This is a genomic window from Methanomethylovorans sp., from assembly GCF_041305605.1.
GTDB lineage: Archaea > Halobacteriota > Methanosarcinia > Methanosarcinales > Methanosarcinaceae > Methanomethylovorans.
Genome location: NZ_JBFYLB010000098.1, coordinates 1 through 21,473, shown reverse-complemented (window position 1 = coordinate 21,473; position 21,473 = coordinate 1). Strand labels below are relative to the sequence as shown.

General features: G+C 42.8%; 23 protein-coding genes and 1 tRNA gene. 16 read left to right on the top strand and 8 right to left on the bottom strand.

Annotation, left to right across the window (positions count from 1 at the left end; all coding sequences use genetic code 11):
- Positions 1-42: 42 nt before the first annotated feature.
- Together ACCM36_RS06365 and rqcH are read right to left on the bottom strand one after the other, a co-directional pair.
- Complete coding sequence (locus ACCM36_RS06365) at positions 43-1,083, bottom strand: mRNA surveillance protein pelota (RefSeq protein ID WP_370572912.1); 1,041 nt, start codon at positions 1,081-1,083, stop codon at positions 43-45.
- Between the two features lie 79 nt (positions 1,084-1,162).
- Positions 1,163-3,154 carry a ribosome rescue protein RqcH gene (gene rqcH, locus ACCM36_RS06360; RefSeq protein WP_370572911.1) on the bottom strand — a complete coding sequence of 664 codons (1,992 nt, stop codon included), beginning with the start codon at positions 3,152-3,154 and terminating at the stop codon, positions 1,163-1,165.
- Positions 3,155-3,274: 120 nt separating this feature from the next.
- Here rqcH and priS point away from each other — a divergent pair, with 120 nt between their 5' ends.
- The 9 genes from priS to ACCM36_RS06315 all read left to right on the top strand — a co-directional run bounded on the left by priS (position 3,275) and on the right by ACCM36_RS06315 (position 8,839).
- Positions 3,275-4,444 (top strand): DNA primase catalytic subunit PriS, encoded by a 1,170-nt coding sequence (gene priS / locus ACCM36_RS06355; protein ID WP_370572910.1) that lies wholly within the window; start codon positions 3,275-3,277, stop codon positions 4,442-4,444.
- Positions 4,437-5,171 (top strand): hypothetical protein, encoded by a 735-nt coding sequence (locus ACCM36_RS06350; RefSeq protein ID WP_370572909.1) that lies wholly within the window; start codon positions 4,437-4,439, stop codon positions 5,169-5,171. The genes priS and ACCM36_RS06350 overlap by 8 nt, the downstream gene beginning before the upstream one ends.
- Before the next feature lie 24 nt (positions 5,172-5,195).
- Positions 5,196-5,474, top strand: a complete 279-nt coding sequence (locus ACCM36_RS06345) for a 50S ribosomal protein L44e (protein ID WP_370572908.1) — start codon at positions 5,196-5,198, stop codon at positions 5,472-5,474.
- 6 nt (positions 5,475-5,480) lie between these two features.
- Positions 5,481-5,657, top strand: coding sequence for a 30S ribosomal protein S27e (locus ACCM36_RS06340; protein ID WP_292352208.1), 177 nt, complete (start codon positions 5,481-5,483; stop codon positions 5,655-5,657).
- Between the two features lie 19 nt (positions 5,658-5,676).
- Entirely contained in the window at positions 5,677-6,474 is a 798-nt protein-coding gene (locus tag ACCM36_RS06335) for a translation initiation factor IF-2 subunit alpha (RefSeq protein ID WP_370572907.1), read from the top strand.
- Between the two features lie 7 nt (positions 6,475-6,481).
- A complete protein-coding gene (locus ACCM36_RS06330) occupies positions 6,482-6,682 on the top strand; it encodes an RNA-protein complex protein Nop10 (protein ID WP_370572905.1) in 201 nt (66 codons plus the stop codon).
- On the top strand, positions 6,642-7,421 hold the full coding sequence (locus ACCM36_RS06325) for a proteasome assembly chaperone family protein (RefSeq protein ID WP_370572903.1): 780 nt from the start codon (positions 6,642-6,644) through the stop codon (positions 7,419-7,421). The genes ACCM36_RS06330 and ACCM36_RS06325 overlap by 41 nt, the downstream gene beginning before the upstream one ends.
- Positions 7,422-7,425: 4 nt before the next feature.
- Complete coding sequence (locus tag ACCM36_RS06320; RefSeq protein ID WP_370572902.1) at positions 7,426-8,670, top strand: endonuclease Q family protein; 1,245 nt, start codon at positions 7,426-7,428, stop codon at positions 8,668-8,670.
- Positions 8,671-8,723: 53 nt separating this feature from the next.
- Positions 8,724-8,839 (top strand) — tRNA-Ser (locus ACCM36_RS06315).
- Between the two features lie 384 nt (positions 8,840-9,223).
- Here ACCM36_RS06315 and ACCM36_RS06310 read toward each other — a convergent pair.
- Positions 9,224-9,721 carry an META domain-containing protein gene (locus tag ACCM36_RS06310; RefSeq protein ID WP_370572901.1) on the bottom strand — a complete coding sequence of 166 codons (498 nt, stop codon included), beginning with the start codon at positions 9,719-9,721 and terminating at the stop codon, positions 9,224-9,226.
- Between the two features lie 406 nt (positions 9,722-10,127).
- On the opposite strand from ACCM36_RS06310, the gene ACCM36_RS06305 reads away from it, so the two are divergent.
- Positions 10,128-11,138: a DMT family transporter gene (locus tag ACCM36_RS06305; RefSeq protein ID WP_370572900.1), complete on the top strand. Its 1,011-nt coding sequence runs from the start codon at positions 10,128-10,130 to the stop codon at positions 11,136-11,138.
- A gap of 8 nt (positions 11,139-11,146) precedes the next feature.
- Entirely contained in the window at positions 11,147-12,325 is a 1,179-nt protein-coding gene (locus ACCM36_RS06300) for a type III PLP-dependent enzyme (RefSeq protein ID WP_370572899.1), read from the top strand.
- A gap of 36 nt (positions 12,326-12,361) precedes the next feature.
- On the opposite strand, the gene ACCM36_RS06295 is transcribed toward ACCM36_RS06300, so the two are convergent.
- From ACCM36_RS06295 to ACCM36_RS06275, 5 genes are read right to left on the bottom strand one after another with little or no spacing between them, the layout of a single operon-like run.
- Positions 12,362-12,679 carry a YbjQ family protein gene (locus ACCM36_RS06295; RefSeq protein WP_370572898.1) on the bottom strand — a complete coding sequence of 106 codons (318 nt, stop codon included), beginning with the start codon at positions 12,677-12,679 and terminating at the stop codon, positions 12,362-12,364.
- Positions 12,680-12,730: 51 nt separating this feature from the next.
- Positions 12,731-13,945, bottom strand: a complete 1,215-nt coding sequence (locus tag ACCM36_RS06290; RefSeq protein ID WP_370572897.1) for an ABC transporter permease — start codon at positions 13,943-13,945, stop codon at positions 12,731-12,733.
- Between the two features lie 11 nt (positions 13,946-13,956).
- On the bottom strand, positions 13,957-15,171 hold the full coding sequence (locus ACCM36_RS06285) for an ABC transporter permease (RefSeq protein WP_370572896.1): 1,215 nt from the start codon (positions 15,169-15,171) through the stop codon (positions 13,957-13,959).
- A gap of 8 nt (positions 15,172-15,179) precedes the next feature.
- Positions 15,180-16,373 carry a COG1361 S-layer family protein gene (locus ACCM36_RS06280; RefSeq protein WP_370572895.1) on the bottom strand — a complete coding sequence of 398 codons (1,194 nt, stop codon included), beginning with the start codon at positions 16,371-16,373 and terminating at the stop codon, positions 15,180-15,182.
- A 38-nt stretch (positions 16,374-16,411) separates the two neighbouring features.
- Positions 16,412-17,107 (bottom strand): ABC transporter ATP-binding protein, encoded by a 696-nt coding sequence (locus tag ACCM36_RS06275; protein WP_370572894.1) that lies wholly within the window; start codon positions 17,105-17,107, stop codon positions 16,412-16,414.
- A gap of 175 nt (positions 17,108-17,282) precedes the next feature.
- Here ACCM36_RS06275 and ACCM36_RS06270 point away from each other — a divergent pair, with 175 nt between their 5' ends.
- From ACCM36_RS06270 to ACCM36_RS06250, 5 genes are all read left to right on the top strand, one after another.
- Positions 17,283-17,906 carry a YIP1 family protein gene (locus tag ACCM36_RS06270; RefSeq protein WP_370572893.1) on the top strand — a complete coding sequence of 208 codons (624 nt, stop codon included), beginning with the start codon at positions 17,283-17,285 and terminating at the stop codon, positions 17,904-17,906.
- 234 nt (positions 17,907-18,140) lie between these two features.
- Positions 18,141-18,767 carry a YIP1 family protein gene (locus ACCM36_RS06265; protein ID WP_370572892.1) on the top strand — a complete coding sequence of 209 codons (627 nt, stop codon included), beginning with the start codon at positions 18,141-18,143 and terminating at the stop codon, positions 18,765-18,767.
- Between the two features lie 139 nt (positions 18,768-18,906).
- Positions 18,907-19,992, top strand: a complete 1,086-nt coding sequence (locus ACCM36_RS06260; RefSeq protein ID WP_370572891.1) for a COG1361 S-layer family protein — start codon at positions 18,907-18,909, stop codon at positions 19,990-19,992.
- An 11-nt stretch (positions 19,993-20,003) separates the two neighbouring features.
- Positions 20,004-20,690: an ABC transporter ATP-binding protein gene (locus tag ACCM36_RS06255; RefSeq protein WP_370572890.1), complete on the top strand. Its 687-nt coding sequence runs from the start codon at positions 20,004-20,006 to the stop codon at positions 20,688-20,690.
- A partial coding sequence (locus ACCM36_RS06250) for an ABC transporter permease (protein ID WP_370572889.1) occupies positions 20,665-21,473 on the top strand: 809 nt, incomplete at its 3' end. The genes ACCM36_RS06255 and ACCM36_RS06250, both read left to right, overlap by 26 nt.

Genomic DNA, 21,473 nt, shown 5'->3' with positions numbered 1-21,473 from the left:
CTTTTAGAAGCAGAGTAGTAAAAAGCGGCAAGACCCCATCTTTCATATCCTGAATCTCAACAAGGCTGCAATTCCTCCAAGAGCTAGCAATTTATGCCCTGGTTCAAACTCTGTGCTAAAGACAACTATACTTCCCTGAGAGTGCTCCACTGCCTGTAAAAAAGTATCGATCTCACCTTTCTCCCTTTCCTCCCTGAGCATTTCATCACAAATGAGAAGTATATCTATTGCACCATAATCAAGAGCCATCTTGACTTCCGAGAGACCATAGGCCACTTTGCCGTTCATAGATATTTCTCTTAAGAGGTCTTCCATGAGTTTAGCCTCACGAGCTATCCTGGATTGCTCCATAATCCTGTCAACTGCACCTCTTCGCAGTACCTCTTGGAACCCTGACATACCAATAGATGCAGTGTCTTCAAAAACGATCTTTGAAGCCAAATCGGGTTCTTTCTGTTGAACAAGTTTGAGAAAATCCTCTTTTGTGAACCCCGGACCAGCGAGTACAATAGATTCTGAGCCGGAGATGGCATGCATCAACTGATCAAGAAGCTCCTGGAAAAAAACATTCCTCAGATTGCCCTCGCCTTTACCTGAAGATTGAGTGATATGAGAATATACTTCGATGCCATAGTGCCTGACAAGACCTATATCTGCATCCCCTTCCTCTACAGCCACAATGATGACCGATGGTCGCTTAGAAGCCGCCTCAGCTTCATCTATCCTTTCAAGCTGATCGTTCTTCCAGACCTTGACGATAGACAGCTCTGTACCCTCTTCTATATTGAAAGTATGATGCGAACCAATATCCATCCCATGCTCTATTACACCATGTACCCTGAGTCGGTTAGAAAATTTGTGGAATTCCAGGTTCTCCACTCGTACACCAAGCCTTACTATTTTCTTTTCTACTTTTTCCGGGCGTAATTTATCGGTTGCAACATCTGCTTTTCTTTTAGTTACAGCAAAAACAAGATCCCCTTTTTCAATGATATATTTGAGGTGCCATAGGTCATCCAAAGTCTCAGCTAAGATCGAGATCTCACCATCTCCATCACGCAGGTTCTTTTTCATTACCCTCATACTAGCTCCTGAATAGAATGCCGGATACAAAAGGCATCGTGAAAATAATAGATATAAGAGACAACTCTCATGAATGGGGTCACACCTTTAGGTCGGATTCTCCCGGAGGCAACATCATAGCTATTTTATCAGGAGAAGCTGCCTGTTTTACAAATGATGCATCCCCTATTGTATCCACATACTTCCTGTATATCTTTTTTGCTATGTCGTTCTGGTTGAACTTGCCTGGCACCAACTCTAGAATGTGTTTTGCCCTTGCGCTTATTGCAGATAAGGGACCACCTATTACCCTTGTCTCTTCACCGAATTCAATGCCAACTGCAACTCCTACCGGCACGTCCCTTAAATAGTTCCTTTCACCCCGGATAATGAATGACCCTTTCTTTACATATTCACCGGACTCTGGGGTTTTTGAAACCTGTGTTGGATTTACCCAGTAGCAGTCTGCACTGAACTGACCCGATTTCCAGACACTGGAATAGGATACTACGAAACGTGCTGCCTCCTCAAGGGTCTGTGGCGGTACATCTTTACCACCGGTCTTGATTACGGTCAGGGGTGCACCTGGTGTCTGGGTGTGCAACACAAGGTCCCGCTTTTCCATGTACTTTACAAAGATCTCCTCGTTCGTGTCGGCATCCCTTCCACCTATTACCAGGAAGCCATCAGATGACATGAACCACCTGAATCTATCATACCAGTGCTTCTTAATGCGAACAGTACCTTTTCTGGCAGCAGGCTTTTCTTTCTTCCGCATAACCAACTTTGTCTGCTCAATGGACCTTACGGCTCCTTCCTGTTTCTTTGCCAGTTTTTTAGATTTCTCGTAATACACCTGGGCATTCTGTGGGACTGTCTTAGTGACATCAATGTTTGTTTTCATACCCACTAGGTCAAGCATCACTGTCCCGGTAGCTGGATCTATACTCAATATAGACTTCGCAGCTGGAACAGAATCCTTTGCAGCCTTCAGGATAGATCTTATCTGGTCCCACGAGTAACCTTTGTCTCTCGCACTGGCAAGTACTTTTAAAACATCCTCTACTGCCTGATAATTGGCATAGATGGTTTCTGCAATGGATGTTTGTTTCTCAGCCTCTTTGCCGTACTTTTCCACTGCCTCTTCCTGCTGTTTTAACCTGCGCTCCAGAAGATCGGTCTTTTCCTTCTTCACCGCAACTACCTGCTTAGTGATAGATGCGGCTTCCCTCTTGCCGAAGTACTCATCAAGGGCTTTGTTAAAAGACGGGAAACGTTCCTTTGTAATTCCACGGTAAACTTCCAGTTCAAAAGGTACAACATCTATTGACTGAGATGCATCACCATCCCCTTTCCTGATGATACATGGATCTAACTTCCCTGTCTGCAACGGAGAGAATGTTTCCTTCATGGCCCGAAGAAGCAAACTTATTTCCTCTAAGCCTATTTCTGCAACTGGTAAGTTCTTTTTGATCCCTGCCCTGGAACATACCTCTTCAGAAAGAAGACCACCAAGATTGAACCTGGTAGCAATGGTACGTACCACATCAGAATCAGATGACCTGAAAACTGCAAGCATCTGTTCTTCATTTACTTCAAGAGGGCTTATCTGAGCCTCAGGATAACTGTAGATCTCGCCGCTTCTGACCCTGCGACCTTTGAATGTTGCGGGGTTCATGGGAAGAATGATGCGCCTTTCATTGTCAATAAGCACAATATTGCCCCTGGCAAAAAGCTCAGCCACCAGAACTGTCTGCACACCCCCCCGTACAAAACCGATCTCGATTATCCTGTCAAAATCATACTGTTTAATGGAGATTATCCTGCTGCTCATTATATGTTTGCGCAGTAACATGGGAAATGACTGTGCTATTTTGGGACTTGGAGATGCATATTGACTTAAATGGGCACGCTTTCCAGCCTGTATGATGAAGTCTACCCTACCCTTACCGAAAACAAAGAGGTTGAAGCGTATCTCATCTTCCAATGGCTGATATATTTTTCCTACCTTGGAATCAATGAGCGAGAGTTCACCTGAGCTGAGTTCTGCCACAAGAGCTGCAACATCTGCACTTGTCATTTCCTCTTTCATAAAGCGACTATAATGCAGGTGTTGACTATAAGGTTTATGACAAGAAAGTAATATTAAGGATAATCTAAGCATTAACCTGAGAATACAGTCATCAGCCATAGAAACAATACAGCTTCTAAAATGAACGAAAAGACTAGAAATTTCCTTGTTAACAGGTTCCAGGCCTACTATTCACAAACCGAGATACAACCCCCCCAGGAATATGCATCACGTGAATGGGGATTTATTCACTTCAGCGGCAGCTCTGAAACTTTTATGGAGCGTCATAGAGCTTTTGGTTCAGAAGGAGAGATATTGGACCAACTGAAAGGGATGGCACCTGCTCATGCATATTATTCTGTGGCCTATTATGAATATCCCGCTGCGCCAAAAATGAAGGAGAAGAACTGGCAGAAGGCAGACCTGATATTTGATATCGATTCCGACCATCTTCCCGGGAAGATCAATTCTTATGCTGAAATGCTGGAAAAGGGAAAGAAAGAAACATTTAAACTAATGGATTTCTTGCTTGATGACTTTGGATTTGATGAAAATGACGTACATATCGTGTTCTCGGGAGGCAGGGGTTACCACTGCCATATAACCGATCCCTCTGTACTGCATCTCGAAAGTCCGGAAAGGCGTGAGATAGTTGATTATGTCAGTGCAAAAGGAATGGATCTGGACAGGATACTTGATATAAAAGAAGTAAGCGGAGATGCCGGAAGAGAGAGTGCACAAATGCTTGTATTGCCTTCTGAAGAAGAAGGAGGATGGAGAGGGAGGATAAATCGATATTTTATTTCATTCTTACAGGAGATAACTGCAAGGGACGATGCCGAGAAACTTCTTACGGGATTCAAAGGCGTGGGGAAAAAAACGGCCCAGCAGATCGTAGAAGTATTCAGGGATGAATCACAGATAGAAGTACTGAAAAAAGGGAACATTGATGTTTTGTCCGGAGTGAACAAAAAAGTGATCAATGCACTGATAGAAGAGGGCATAAGGAAAATGTCGGCAGTTGTGGATGAGCCAGTTACATCCGACATCAAGCGATTGATACGATTTCCTGGATCTTTACATGGCGGTTCCGGACTGAAGGTAATGTCTTTAACGATAGATGAACTGGAAAAGTTCGACCCCTTGAAAGATGCAGTGGTTTTCGGTGAAAGGTCGGTAAGGTTAAAAGTTATCAAGCCCTTTGCAGTGCAGATGAAAGGAAAGGATATTGAGGTGGAACAGGGAGAGCAGGAACTGCCTGAGTATGCGGCTGTACACCTTATGTGTAGAGGTGCGGCAGAATATGGATAGGACAGAATTGAAAGATGTCATGCGCAGTGAGAGCAGTTCTTCCCTTAAATCCTTAGGTTCCGACTTCTACGCGAATGTAGCAAAATATATCCGGGAACTGGAAGATGAGATCAGATTTATCAACAATCCACGATCAGTGGAATCCAGAATGCTGGAGGACGAGCTTCAGAGCGCAATCACGGACGTCGAAGTAATATTCTTGCGCAGGATAAAAAAGATCACTACAAGGGCAACATCCAATGCATTCTCCAAAAAATCACCAAGTCAGGACATGGACAAACTGTTGCCTGCTGAAAGGCAGATATATGATTCTGTATTATCTGCCATAAACTCCGCAAGAGGAGAGCTCTTGGAACCAATACTCAATCCGGAAATGATCACATCAGCTCAAAAGAGTGTCTCCTCCCTGGAAAGTACCTCAGAGAACGCTGGCCTGCAAGAGCCCGATCCAATCGGAATACGTGGTATGGATAAGCCGAAAGTCCTTGAAAGAACAGTTCCGGGAAGAACACCGGAAATATCAAAGGAAAACATTCCAGACGTAATAGGCAAAAGTAATATAAATGAAGAGTTCGTTGTTGTGCGAATACTAAAGGACTTACCTACCTTTAAGGCTTTAGATAATCGCAATTATGCGCTGAGTGCAGAAGATGTTGTGGTTTTGCCGACCCTTAACGCGCAAGGTCTTGTGAAACGCAACGTTGCACACATCATCACGAAACTATGATTCAGATCAATAAAGGTGTAGATAATGAAGATTCCAAAAAGATTCAGAACACACTGCCCTTTCTGTAAAAAGCATACCGAACATGTGGTGGAGAGGGTGAAGAAAGGAAAAGCTTCCTCACTGACACATATCGAAAGACAGAAGAAACGCCAGATAGGAATAGGAAACAGCGGAAAGTTCTCAAAGGTTCCTGGTGGAGACAAACCCACAAAAAGGATATTCCTCAAATACCGCTGCTCAGAGTGCAATAAATCACATCAGAGACCTTGTTTCAGAGCGAAGAAATTCGAATTTGCGGAGTGAAAATCAATGGCAAAACCAAAAAGCAGATTCTTACGTGTCAAATGTAATGACTGTGAGAATGAACAGGTTATCTTTGGCAGTGCAAGCACCAAGGTAACATGCCTGGTCTGCGGCAGGACCCTTGCAGAGCCTACCGGTGGCAAATCAACTATAACAACACACATCCTTGAAGTCTTAGAATAAGTGTAACCAAAGTGATCAGATGGATATCAATGAGTGGCCAGATGTTGGCGATTTTGTAGTATGCACAGTAAAGGACGTAGTGGACTTTGGTGCGTACACCACACTTGAGGAATATGGTGGAAAAGAAGGATTCATCCATATTTCCGAGATTAAGGCCGGATGGGTAAAATATGTACGTGATTACGTGCGCGAAGGCCAGAAGATAGTCTGTAAGGTCCTGAAAGTGGATACTGGCCGCAGACACATTGATCTGTCCCTCAAAGATGTCAATGAACACCAGAAACGTGCCAAGATCCAGGATTGGAAAAATGAGCAAAAAGCTTCCAAATGGATGCAGTTCGTCGCAGAGGAAACTAAAACAAAGGATGAAGAGCTTGATAAGCTTAGGATAAAACTCCACGAAAGCTTTGGAAGTCTTCATTCAGCCTTTGAAGAAGCTGCGGTCAATGGAGAAGCTGCTTTTGCTGATATAAAGCTCAAAAAGAACATAGTAAAGAGCATTCTGAGGATCGCCCAGGAAAATATAAAACTTCCATTCGTTGACATCGCAGGTTTTGTGGATCTGAACTGTTATCTGCCTGATGGAATTGAAGTGATAAAGAAAGCACTGATGGCTGCTGATGAGATCCAGAAAGAGGGAGTAAGGGTCGAGATTACATACACAGGTGCTCCAAGATACAGGATCAAGGTAATTGCACCTGACTACAAGACTGCCGAATCGGTATTAAAGAGTTCTTCTAATGCTGTAATCAGTACAATACACAAACTGGGTGGCCAGGGAGTGTATCATCGTCATAACGAAAGTGTAAAGGCGTGATATACTGGTGGGTTCCAGGATAAAGAAGTGCGTCCACTGCGGACAGTATACTTTAAAAGAAACATGTACTCATTGCGGAGGAAAAGCGGGTAACCCTTTGCCCCCGCGTTTTTCACCGCTTGACCCCTATGGAAAATATCGCAGAATTGCAAGGACCAGGGATACCAATGCGCGAGAACAGGGTAATTCATCTAGAAAAGAATGTTGAGATAAAAGACCCCATATTGATCGTAGGGCTTCCGGGCGTAGGCCACGTCGGAAAACTTGTTGCAGAGCATCTTGTGGAAGAACTAAAGTCTACAAAGCTCATTGAAATATATTCTCCTCATTTTCCCCCTCAGGTTCTAGTTGATGAGAACAGTGAGATAAAAATGGTCAATAATGAGATATACGTTTGTAAGGCAGGGGAACATGACCTATTGGTACTTATTGGCGATCATCAAAGCAATACCACCAATGGTCACTATGAGCTCTGCGGGCTGTATCTGGACCTCGCTGAAGAGATGGGAGCAAAAATAGTGTACACCCTGGGTGGTTTTCCGACCGGCCAGCTAACTCACATAGACGAAGTACTGGGTGCAGTAAGTAGACCTGAACTGAAAAGCGGGTTGGAAGAAATAGGAGTGAAATTCAAACCCAACGAACCCGGAGGAGGCATAGTCGGTGCTTCCGGCCTTATGCTCGGCCTGTGTAAACTAAGAGATATTGATGCTGCATGTTTGATGGGTATGACCTCCGGTTACATCGTAGACCCGAAAAGTGCCCAGTCTCTGCTGAAAATTGTATGCAAGCTGTTTGACCTGCAAATAGATTCGGCTTCCCTTGAAGAGCGTGCAAAGGAAATGGAAAAGATAGTTGCCAGGCTGAAAGAATACGAACAGCAACAGCAACCCCAGATGATACCAGAGATCGGGACCGGAGAAGAGGATCTGAGATATATAGGGTAAACCCATGAGGATCAATGCAGACCTGCATCTGCACTCCAAATATTCCATGGCATGCTCCGATCGGATGGAATTGCCAACCATGGCCATCGAGGCTGCAAAAAAAGGAATTGACCTTGTAGCTACAGGGGATTGTATCCATCCTAAATGGCTTGAGGAAATAAAACGAGCAGCTATTGATGATGAAACTATAAGAATCGATAACACTGATTTTATACTCACGACCGAGATAGAAGATAAGTTCAGGGTACACCATCTTCTGATCCTGCCTTCCATATCCAAAGCAAAGGAACTTGCGATGGAAATGGATAAAAACGGAGATATAAAGACTGATGGCAGACCAACTGTCCGGATGGATGGTTGTGAAATTGCAGAGGTTGCGAAGGATATAGGAGCACTTATTGGCCCCTGCCACGCATTCACCCCCTGGACATCGATGTATGCTGCACATGATTCCCTGCAAAAATGTTATGGAGACATGACAGGATATATATCTTTTGTTGAACTTGGACTAAGTGCAGATAGTGATTATGCAGATCGTATCAGTGAACTGCATAGGCTAACTTTTCTTACAAATTCCGATGCCCACTCACCAATGGTCAACAAGCTCGCCCGGGAGTTTACACAATTGGAAGTGCCCGAAGTCACTTTTGAAGGACTTCAAAAATCGATCCTGCGAAAAGAAGGTTATGGTCCTACCCTCAATGTAGGATTCTACCCCCAGGAAGGCAAGTACAACGAATCTGCATGTATCAAATGTTTTACCCACTATACTATGCAAGAAGCCGTGAGCCTGAATTGGAAATGCAGTAAATGCAGAGGTCTGATCAAAAAAGGCGTACGAGACCGAGTGAACGAACTTGCAGACCTTGATGAGCCACAGCATCCTGACCACAGGCCGCCTTATGTGCACCTTGCACCTCTTTCAGAAGTGATAATGATGGCCTTGGGACATGCCAGCATTAACACCAAGGGAGTACAAATGGCTTGGAGCTCTTTGGTGGAAAGATTTGGCAGCGAAGTGAAAGTGCTCCTGGATGTTCCGGCTGAAAATATGGATTTTGTAGATCACAAAATAGTAAATGCCATTCTGGCCTTCAGGAACGAGGAAGTCATCATCCACCCCGGTGGCGGGGGCCAGTACGGATGGCTGGAATTGCCTGCAAACAGAAAAGATGATCCCAACCTCTCAAAATCTGAAACTAAACGCCCTTATAAAAAAGATAAACAGAAGTCTCTGTTCGATTTCTGAGTCGCCACGATATCTATATAAAAGATTAATGCCTTCAAGTTCGCAGCAACAGTGCCGAGGTGGCAGAGCGGACCAATCCAACGGAATAAATGCCCAGGAGTCTATATGCGATCGGCTCGAGACCGGTTTCCCCTGACGGGGTGCTTGGGTTCGAATCCCAACCTCGGCGTGAAAAACATTTCATTCCTTAATACTCAACTTATTGTTCTTGAAAGAAAATCTAATATATAGAGTTTGGGCATATGGCTGCAGAATCAAGGCATAGTAATTCTTTTTCTGATTCTTTTTCACTCCGGTTACAGTTCCCATATTCTATATAGGCAACTGTACATCCAATTAAAGTATTTGTAAAAATTAGGGCTCTGTAAAAATTTTTTCCAAGCGGGAAGATGGGGAGAAGAATCTTCCAAAACTTTGAACTCACATTTAACAATAATTTTCCCAACAAACTCCTATACTATTCTTTTAAATCGAATTAGTCAAGAACTTGCATCCATTCAAGCTTTTCAACCCCTATCTGTGATAGTTTGGCTGGAATGAATATATCCAGTTATTACTGAACACTTTCTGCATTGATGAACAGCATTTTTTCGCTGTTGTTCCCCAGAGACAACAGAAGCTGACCGTCTTCAAGTGTCATAGATGTTACAATACCCAGGAGTGACAGGTATTGAGGTTCCAGTGATTCAGGTCCGCAGTATGCAAGTGTGATCATTCCAGGTGCAAGGGTCAAGCTGTTTCCATCCACAGTGTAATTTCCACTACCACTATTGCATTCTGTAGTTATCAAGTATGTACCACCCGGGAGAAATTCTAGGGTATAACTCTCATTATTTGGAACGACAGATTGATTAACAGATGGCGTTCCTACCAGCCCTGCCCACTGCCAAGTGACATTGGTAATTTTTACAAAGTCAATAGCCCCAACATCTGTTTGTTCACTACCATTGAAGACTTCATCTACTTGTTCTGTACATCCAGGTACGAATGCTGTACAAGCAACGAGAACCAGGGTGAGGATCAAGGATGACGATTTTTGCATTGATTTCATTTATTTACCTCCTTTCTGTAACAAAAAGAATATGTCATTTTGCTATTTATCCATTGCTTAAACTTCAAATTGATTCGAAGTCTTCTGAATCTGATTATTAAAGATAGCATTTATATTAAAACTAGAAAACCTCTGGCAGTATAATGTAACAAAGCCATATTTCATTCATATAACCTGAAGAAATAATTAAAATAGCCAGCAGCAAATTATGCAGGCTTTTTCAAACAATGGGATATAATTATATATTTTAGTAAATATAATATAGCCATATGTACGAGAGTACTAAATATGACATAGAGGTGTGTATTAAAAAGTAAGGCTCTTTGTTTTTTGATTAAACATGGTTTTTAATCATTGATAATTACAGTTAGTTTTTTATCGTGAAAGCCTATTTGAGATGTGTTTTATGGCATCAATAGCAACAACAAACCGTAGCTCCTATTTCGGCCTGATAGTGGCCTTTACGATATTTTCACTGTCAGGTATATTCCTTAGATCAATTTATGGAATGCCGGTAGGATCTATAATCTACTACAGGCTCATTTTCGGGCTTTTAACGCTGTTGGTGTTTATGGCCCTCACAGGGAAACTGGATGAACTTCTGATAACCAGCAAAAAGAAATACATCTTTCTGATGGGATGCACGAACACACTAACGATCTATGCCTATTTCACTGCAATACAACATGTGGGCGTATCCATAGCAGCCTTGCTGCTGTATACTGCTCCTGTCTATGTGACCATCCTTTCACCTATACTCCTGAAAGAGAACATCACTGTAAGGGACATGATAGCCCTTTTGTTGTCAGCCATGGGAATACTCATAGCGATCCACCCCGGAGGTCATTTCTCTCTACAGACAAATGACCTTTATGCACTGGGGATAACACTCGGCCTATTATCAGGCATATCATACGCCTTAAGTACCATCAACTACCGATATTTGAGAGACACATACTCCTCCACTGCTCTTCTGTTCTGGCCAGCCGTTGTGAGTCTGGTCCTATTGTCCCCCTATGCAAGTCTCGTAAGCCCAAGAATACTTGTCATGAACATGGAAGAACTAATATTGTTTGGGATGCTCATGACAACTTTTGGTTCACTTCTCTATTACAGAAGCGCCAGGTATGTAAAAGCCCAAAATCTTAGTGTCATATCTCTTGTCGAACCTGTTGCGGGAATATTCTGCGGATATCTGGTCCTGCATGAACAGATATTTTCATATACCCTTGAGGGATGCGCCTGCATACTGACCGGAGTGGTACTTATAGGTACAAAAAGCAATACGAGTTCAAGAGGAAATACTATATCCAGATACTTTAACCATGAGTATTGCCCTTCGGGCCATCAGCAATCGCTTTTACATACATTCTACCGAATATTATGTAAAGGTCCTTTAAAGAATCTAAAGAGGTGATAGCAGCCTTGGAACACCCTATAAACATTTCAGAATACCTGTCTCCGGAAGAGTTACAAAAAATAAGAGAGTTCTCAAAGGACAAAGAAACTCCTTTTATTTTACTCAGTCGGAAGAAGATCGAAGAAAAATACGATGAACTGAAGCATAACCTCCCCTTTGCCAAGATCTACTATGCAATGAAAGCAAACCCTGCTGAAGAAGTAGTGAGGCTGTTACACAAAAAAGGGTCTAATTTTGACGTGGCAACCATATATGAGATGGAACAGCTTCTCAGGATGGGAATAAACCCTGACAAGATGAGTTACGGTAATACTATTAAAAAAGCGAAGGACATAAAAAAAGCCTATGAATATGGGGTCCGGCTTTTTGTTACAGATTCCCTCAGTGACCTGAAAAAATTAGCTGTCAATGCACCGGGATCAAAGGTCTTTTTCAGATTACTCACCGAGAGTAACGGAGCCGATTGGCCTCTTTCCAGAAAGTTCGGCGCACATACCGGCCAGATATATTCCCTTATCGTTGAAGCCAAAAAACTTGGCTTGATACCATATGGACTTTCTTTTCACGTAGGCTCACAGCAGAGGGATATCGGAGAATGGGATCACGCGATATCACAATGCAAATATCTGTTTGATGATGTGAAGCGCTACGAAGGAATAGAGCTGAAAATGGTAAATCTGGGAGGAGGATTGCCTGCAAAATACCTCAATCCTACCAATAGCATTCAGAAATATGCCCAGACCATTACAAAATATCTGCATGAATACTTCGGTGAGGAATTGCCGGAGATCCTGATAGAACCAGGCAGATATATAGCAGGAGATGCCGGTGTAGTAGTTACGGAAATCGTGCTAATCTCTAAGAAATCTGATTCAAGCCAGTATGAATGGGTTTACCTGGACATAGGTAAGTTCGGAGGGCTTATAGAAACTTTAGATGAGGCAATAAAGTATCCTATTTTCCCTGAGAGAGGAAACAATGGCAATGGCGGAAAAGAAGTGATCCTTGCTGGCCCCACATGCGATAGCATGGACATACTCTATGAGCATTTCAAATACGAGCTGCCTAAGGATATAAAAGAAGGAGACAGGCTATACATACTCACTACAGGAGCATACACATATACCTATTGCTCAGTGGAATTCAATGGGATACCGCCAGTGAAGGTATATATTATTGACTAACAAAAGAGCCTGAAAGAGGATATGTGAGCCATAGCTTCATATCCTTTTGAACTTCACAGCGGTCCCATAAGCCAGTAGTTCTGCAGCTCCGACCATAGTCTGTGAAGTAGTGAAGCGTATATTTACAACAGCATCAGCATCCAGTTTCTCTGCTTCTTCCACCATTCTCTGTAATGCCTCTTTTCGGGATTGTGAAAGCAGATCAGAATAGCCCTTCAATTCCCCACCCACTATATTCTGCAGACCTGCGGCAATATCACTTCCGATATTCTTTGCACGTACTGTGTTGCCGAAAACTACGCCCAGTATTTCCAATTCCTTACCATTCACATCATTTGTAGTAGTGATGATCATATTTACACCTCTTATAAGAGATATGAACAGTCCTATTTAAAACTAAAACATTTATTCATGCCTGAGTGCTTCCACGGGATTCATGGATGCTGCTTTATTAGCAGGATATACACCTGCAACAAGACCTACAACAAAGGCTATGCTAAAGCCCAGCAGGATCAGATATGGAGGGAAAACCGGAGGTATAGCCAGATAACTTTCCACCACGTAAGAAGCCACAACTCCAAGGAGTACCCCCAAAACACCTCCGATTGTACCTAAAAGTGTGGATTCCACCATGAAAAGTAGAAGAATATCACTCTTCTTAAACCCTAATGACTTCATAAGACCTATCTCCCTTGTCCTCTCGGTAACTGTGACCAACATGATGTTCATTATACCGATAGACCCAACAATAAGAGCCACAAGTGCAACCAAAGTGATCAGTATAGTAAGAGAGTTCGAAAGCTGGTTCAGTTGTTCGATGATCTCTGCCTGATTGAAGATCCTGTAAGGCTTCACATCATCATTATCAATGTCCCTTGCTGATACACCAAGAGCACGGGCCAGCCTCCTGTCCACTTCATCTGAAACCACGCTCACCGACTCTGCACTGCTTGTCTTTGCTGTTATACCCCCGTAGTCAGAAACATTAAGCAGCTCGTTCATGGTAGCAATAGGGATATAAATTGTAATGTCCCTGTCAGGCCCACCCTGAACAAAAGTAGTGTCTTGAGATCTGATAATACCTTTAACCTTGAATTTTTGGGTGACTGTGGAACCATCTTCCCTACTAAAGCTAATATCGATATAATTATTGAGAGATATGTTGCGTTCGAACTTCTTATTAGCAACTTCCCACCCCAATACGGCTACATATTTATCCTTGTCAGTGAAGAAGTTACCAGCTTCAAGCTGGAGATTTAAGATATCCTGAGTATCCTGGGATACACCTTGGATATCTATCTGCCTCTTAGAAGAAACATATGTTACAGCAGTCATTTGTCCATTACTGGGCGAAACACCCTCTATACCAGGCGTGTTCTTGACAATATTAAGTTCATTGTCATGCAGAATATTCACATCCTGGCTATAGATGATAATGAAATTAGATCCAAGTGTTCCGAGCTCATCCGTAAAGAACTGGTTAAAACTCGCACCCAGAGAAACGTTGGCTACAACTGCTGCAACTCCGATGATTATACCCAGAGTAGTAAGGGCAGAGCGAAGCTTTGCATGCGTGATACTTCCCACGCCTAGATCCAAGGCCTGCCGCATGTTAACCAACTAATGACACCTCACTCATGCCTGAAAGCCTCCACCGGATCCATTCTTGCTGCCTTATTAGCCGGATAGATACCTGCTGCCAGACCCACTAAAATTGACACAATAAAACCAGTGATGATCTGGTTCACCGGAAATACATTCGGCAGGTCAAGGAAATAGTTAGCAATAAATGCGACACTAATACCCAAAACAGTACCACATATGCCTCCTATCAGACTGAGCATTGTGGATTCTATAAGAAAAAGAGTAAGTATATCTCTTCTTGTATATCCAAGAGACTTCATGAGCCCTATCTCCCTCGTTCTTTCGGTTACTGTCACCAGCATGATATTCATTATTCCGATGGACCCCACTATGAGAGATATCAATGCCACGGAAGTCAGCAAAGAGGTAAGGCCTGTAGATACTTGGTTTGTCTGCTCCAAAGCATCTAGCTGATCGAACATGACATAGGGTTTTGTATCATCATTTTCGAGTTCTCTTGATGGTACTCCCAGATTCCTTGCCAGGCGCTCATCTATCTCATCAGCAGTTTCACGTACTGTATCCAAACTTGAAGCCTTTACAAAGAAACCACCATAGTCATCTGTTCCAAGTATCTGATTCATGGTTGCTACGGGAATAAAGACCCTTACCTCGGGCTCTACGCCCGTCTGCACAAAAGCGGTGTTTGGATCTTGGATAATACCTTTTACTATGAACTTTTGTGTAACTACACCACCATCTTCTCTTCTGAATGTAATTTCAATAGGATTCTTTACAGAGATCTTTTTGTCGAACTTCTCGTAAGCAACCTCGTAACCCAGTACTGCCACAAACTGGTCCTTATCTTCAAGAAAATTACCTGCATCCATCTTTAAATTGGCAACTTCCTCATAATCTCCCGTGACACCCTGTATATCTATCTGCCTGGAAGTAGAAAGGTAAGTGACCTTAGCCATCTGCTGGTTTATAGGAGAAACACCTACAACCCCCGGAGTGTTCTTTATCAGATCAAGCTCCTTATCAAAAAAGACATTCACTCCCTGGCTGTAGATCACTATGAAATTGGAACCTACAGCACCGATCTCATCATTGAAGAACTGGTTGAAACTCGCACCCAGGGACACATTAGCTATTACAGCAGCTACTCCGATAATTATTCCCAAGGTGGTAAGGGCAGATCGCATCTTCGAACTTCGGATACTGCCTGTCGAGATATCAACTGATCTCCGGAGGCTTATCATTTAATGCCTCACTTTTGTTTTCTGCGCTTATACATGAAGTATCCAGCAGCTGCTACAACAGCAACAAGAACCACTGCTATCACAGGACCAATGGTACTTGATTCCTTGACAGTTACCAGTTGCAAGTCCTTTACATCGACAACCTCTTCATGTTCATTAAGACCATTCCTGTAATTTGCAGTGATACTCACTTTCCGGGGAGAAGTGTCATTAGAAGAGGAGGTTTCCCCATAGATCTGTATGGTAAAAAGTTCATCCGGGTCCATGGAGCCAACGAAATATTCAGCCGGGGAAAAATCCACACCATCTGCTTCCAGCCTGACACTTACCGATGACAGGCTGTTCGGATGGATATTAGCTACATCGAACTCCAATGTCCCTTTTCCGTTCTCCAGTTTGAGGGGTTTGGAGGGAACAATGCGCAAAGAGGAGGAATCAACCTTCAGGGGAATACGCCAATTGTTATTATAAGAGTGAGAGCTGCCTATTGTTGAAAACTCAAGGTAGTAAGTACCAGCTGATACGTTCTCGTCAACATTTATGTTGTAGGTAAGAGTCATAGATTCACCGGGACCCAGAATGCCATTACCATAATATGTGTCAGTAACAACTGTTATCCCATCAGTTCCTTTTAGAGTGGCAGATTGTATCCGGGCATTAGTATCAAAGTCCTCACCATCGATGTTTACAGAGTATTCACTTGCACTGTTTTTAAGAGTGAACGTAATAGTGCCGGTGTCTCCTGGCATAAAAACTTCAGGGTCCTTTGCAGGATCACCTGCAAGCTGGACATTACCTTTGCTGTCAAAGGCTGCAGAACCTATAGTGATCTCAAAGGTTTCCTCTACCCACGCACCATTTTTTTCTTTCTGGTACTGTACATCAAACGAAGCAACACCTTGTTTTGCATTCTCGTCCACAAAAAGCCTGTATTTATGTACTGCTGCACTTTCAGGCCCAAGAATGCCAATATTTTCAATAGCGTTAGCTTGTGAATCAAGAGACAGAGGATACTCCGGAACCATTTTTACGGAAAGATCTTCGGATTTACCTGAGCCTGTGTTTTCTATTTTAATCCAGATATCGACATATTGGCCAATCTCTGCAGGTACAGGTTCGTATTTGAGAACACTGACAGTCAGAGCAGAACCTGCCTCCGCACATGCAACCCCCGTCGAAAGGAGGCATGAAACAAGGATCAAGCAAAGATATTTCAAAATTGTTCTGATACTACCACCGCCTAATTATTAAGTATACCATCCTTCAAATATACCACTCTGTCAGCATAGCTTGCAAGACCGGCATCATGAGTGATCATGATGATGGTCCTTCCTTTATTATTAAGTTCCTTGAACATATCCATTATCTCCAACCCAGTCTTGCTATCGAGGTTCCCTGTAGGTTCATCAGCCAGGATTATGGAAGGATCATTGATAAGAGCTCGGGCTATAGCCACACGTTGTTGCTGCCCCCCCGATAGTTCGGAAGGACGGTTGTTACGGCGATCTTCAAGCCCCACAAGTTTGACCAGTTCATTTGCCCTTTTATTCGGTTCGAGACCATTTTTTGTATTGGCATAAGTAGGAAGAAGAATGTTCTGGGTCGCAGACAACCTGGGGACAAGATTGAAGTTCTGGAACACAAAGCCTATCTCAAGGCCCCGTAACCTTGCAAGTTCGGAATCCGTTATTGTATTGATATCCTGGCCCATAAGGATCACCTGCCCGCAGGTAGGCCTGTCAAGACAACCTATCATGTTCATGAGGGTACTTTTTCCGGAGCCCGATGGGCCCATTATAGCCAGGAACTCACCTGGATAAACTTTTATATTGATGCTCTTGAGTATATGGATCTCCATTTTACCTGCCCAGTAACTCTTACACAGATCCCTCAATTCAATGATAGGATAAACACTCTCTGATCTTGCATCATTCAAACTCTCAGCCTCATATACGGATCTGCCCTTTAAGCACACTAAGAAATTGAGCCAAATCTATATATATCCTTGTAAAAAACATGCAACTAACTGAATCAATAAATAGTATTAGACTCATGTCTTTAGTGTATACTTTATATTGTAGGAAGTGGTTTTGAAAAAAGGAGTATAAATAATGCTGGAAGTTCTTAGCAATCCAGGTGGGTTCTTTGAGAAGAAGAGCAAAGAAGAAACTGATCTAAAACCACCGTTTAGGATAATTGGCACATTGATGATCATATCACTGATAAGTGCCTATATCCTAACAAACAAGATAATGGGGAGCTTGTCAACCGAAGTGCCAACCGTAGCACAGCTACTTGTGATAAGCCTTGGTTTAATAGTTTCCACGATCTCAGTGATGATCGGATGGCTGATAACCAGTAGCATATTTTACTTGATCTCATTGTTCTTAAGCGGGCAGGGAAATATGACAAGGGTCCTTGAGTTTGTTGCCTATGGATTCCTACCTTTCGTCTTAAGCTCTGTAATTAGCCTCGTGCTGATGATCGGCATGTATTCATCTATCGATCTACCACAGGACCCACAGGCCATAGAACAAGCCATGCTCTCAAATCCTTATATGATAGCTTCTAACGTCATCAGTATCATCCTGGCCTTGTGGAGTGCAAATATATGGGTGTTCGCTATGATCCACTCCAGTAATCTTACAGTTAAAAATGCCCTGATCACCGTAGGAGTACCAATAGGAGTATACCTGATCTATATGCTCTATACATTATATCAGGCACTTGGCTAATTACAAAAAAAATTTGAAATTAAGAGATAAGACATAAAGATTTTCGATAAACCTACTGCAAGCATCATTACTTCTAAGCAAGAATCTATTTCAAAATGCCATTAACCACTAAAGAGATTGTGTCAAATTTAGACATATTTTTGCAAAAAATGATCCAACAAATTAGATCAATGAAAAGGATTAACAATGAGGTATTTATTATATAAAACTAGTTTAGTAAGATAAAAGGTGTAAATGATGCTGGAAGTTCTTACCAATCCTGGTGGATTCTTTGAGAAAAAGATGAAAGAAGAGGCTGATCTGAAACCATCCTTTATGATACTGGGAATAATGGCCCTTGTATCAGCAATCAGCGCCTACATAATAACAAGCAAGATAATCGGAAGTCTGCCAAGTGATGCTGCAAGCTTTGCGAAGATCGGCATAGCCATTGGCATAATAGGAGCTATTATTGCCGTATTCATTATGTGGCTGGTATATAGTGGTATATTTTATCTGATTTCATCGTTGCTGGGTGGACAAGGGAATTTCAAAAGAGTTCTTGAGTTTGTTGCTTACGGGTTCCTGCCTTCGGTCCTAGGCTCTGCTATTAGCCTCGTGCTTACAAGCAAAGCCTACTCTTCATTCGATTTTTCCGTACAGGATCCAACCCTACTGGAAAAAGCCATACTCTCTGACCCTTACATAATGGCTTCCACTGCAATAGGTATACTCCTGACCTTGTGGAGTGCAAACATATGGGTATTCGCTATGATGCATTCCAGAAATCTTACAGTTAAAAATGCGCTTATCACAGTAGGAGTACCAATGGGACTGTACGTGATCTACATGCTATATACATTATATAAAGCACTAAGCTAAAGATGAAAAAGAAAATGATAGCATGAGAACGATCATAATTTTTTTTGTTTTACTGACTGTGTTCTTGCCATATGCAAGTGCCGATACTGAGATTCGTCCCACCATCACAGTGAATTATTCAATTGAACCCCTAGTATTCATGCCAGGAGATACGGGTACAGTGACTGTGGAACTCAGGAACATGGCTTCAGGTGAGGTATACGTCCAGGAGGATGACGAAACATTCGATATGAATGCCTACATAGCAAGTGCTACCCTTGAGGGTAACAAGGGTATTAAGATTCTGGATGGAAGGCAGACAGATGTGGGATTACTGGGACCTGGAGATTACATCAGGCTCACTTTCAACATACAGGCAAACGAGAGTGCTGCTAATGGGATGCATTTCCTGGAACTGGAAGTTGTGGGTGGCAGTAACATGTACAACCTCAACTACAGGATACCTGTAAAAGTTGATGATAAGGATCTGAAGATAATTGTATCCGATATGCCTCCAACCCTCATGAAGGAATATTCCATAGTGAATGTGGAAGTGGTGAACTTAAGGTCCAATGACATTACGGGCGTTATTGTCACTCCGAAAGGAAATGATATTGGATTCTTTCCAACCAATGTCTTTGTAGGTACCATCAATGGAGGAAATAAATCCACAGCAACATTTACCCTTAACACCATGACATCCGGGAAGGGGAACAAGGAGATGCAATTCTCTACTACATATTTCAATGGCGACAACCTGCATATCTCATCTGATACGAACTACAACATAGAAGTAGTGGACCAGCCTGCACTCATACTGTCGACCATAGAGATAGAAAGGACGGGAAATGTGTACAGTATCACGGGAGACATCAACAATTTCGGAACAACTGATACAAAGAATGTCATGATCTCCGTGATGGAAACTGAAAATATCACACCGGTACAACCGTATGAAAAGTATTTTGTAGGCACCCTGGAAAGTGATGATTTCAGCAGTTTTGAACTGTCTGCTTCCACACAGGGGAGCAATGTAGAAGAAATACCCTTGCTTATAGAGTTCAGAAATACGAACAATGCCTACGCCTACATAAATGAGAACATTGCTCTCCAAAAAGGAATGGTTCCTGAATCCAACGATAGTGGAGGGATGTCATTTGTGATGATCGGACTTATTGCAGTCATATGTATTGCAGTGCTGGGCGTTATAGCATATTCCTGGAAGAAACGCAAAAACTCAGAATGAACGGGGCATCCATGCAAGGTCCTATAGTCCAGCTCACTAATGTGAAGAAGATCTACCAGCTTGGAGCAAGCCGAATACATGCTCTTAACGGTGTCAGCCTTTTGATCGAACGAGGCGACTTTGTAACCATAATGGGGTCTTCCGGCTCAGGGAAATCCACAATGCTTAACCTCATTGGTTGCCTGGATCAGCCCACAGAAGGTACTGTGAAGATCAATGGTACGGACCTTTCTCTGCTTAACGATGACAAGCTTACAGAGATCCGTAGGAATAATATCGGTTTTATATTCCAGCAGTTCAACCTGATACCTACTCTCACTGCCGTAGAGAACGTTGAAATGCCCATGATATTTACAGGGATTCCGGAACAAGAGCGCCGGAAAAGGGCAATGGAATTTTTAAGAAAAGCAAATCTTGGCCCGGAATTTGCCGAGCACAAACCCAATGAGCTTTCTGGAGGACAGCAGCAAAGAGTTGCTATCGCAAGGGCACTCGCCAATTCCCCGCCTATCCTTTTGGCAGACGAGCCTACAGGCAACCTTGATACAAAGACGGGAAAAAGCGTAATGGAACTTCTCAGCGAACTGAACTCACACGGAACCACAATTATAGTTGTCACACACGACCCCAAGATAGCAGCATATGCTAACACTAACATAGTTCTAAGAGACGGTGAGATCGTTGAAACTTCAAAGTAGGTATTTCAAACGTAACATGTATGCCGAGCTTGCAAAAAGGAATCTCAGAAGGCACATGGCGCGTACCGTCCTTGCAGCTGTTGGGATAATCATCGGGGTAATTGCTATTTCATCCATGGGAATACTGGGGAACAGCCTGAAGATGTCGGTATCCGATTCACTGGGTGATGTGGGGAATGAACTTATAGTCTACCCCGGATTCACAGAAACAGCGATCACTGAGAAGCAAGTGGAGAAGATGCAGAAGGTTGCGGGCATAGAGAACCTGATACCCATATATTCCAGTGCTTCAATGGCTGAATACAAGAACGAGGAAACCTATGCGAACGTATATGGCATAGAAAGTGAAGATTTGTCTAATCTTGTGGAGATAGAAGAAGGCCGCATGTACAAGCGTGGGTCTTCGGATTGTGTGATCGGGTCACAGCTTGCAGAGGACCTTGAAGTCAATATCGGTGGAAAAATAACCGTAGAAGATGCAAAGTTCAGGGTAATAGGGATTCTGAAGGAGCGTGGCATAGGCTTTGACATCAGCGCTGATAGCGCTGTTTTTATGGACCCCCAGATGTTCACCAGAATCTATGAGGACACCGATGAAGGTTATAATAACGTGATCATCCAGGTTGAAGATATCAACGAGATAGATATAGTGAAAACGAACCTTGAAGACAGGCTCAACAAGAAAGATGAAGAGGTATTCGTACTGGCCACAAATACCATCCTCTCAAGTATTAATGAGATCTCCAGATACATTTCCCTCTTCCTGATGGGAATAAGCTCCAT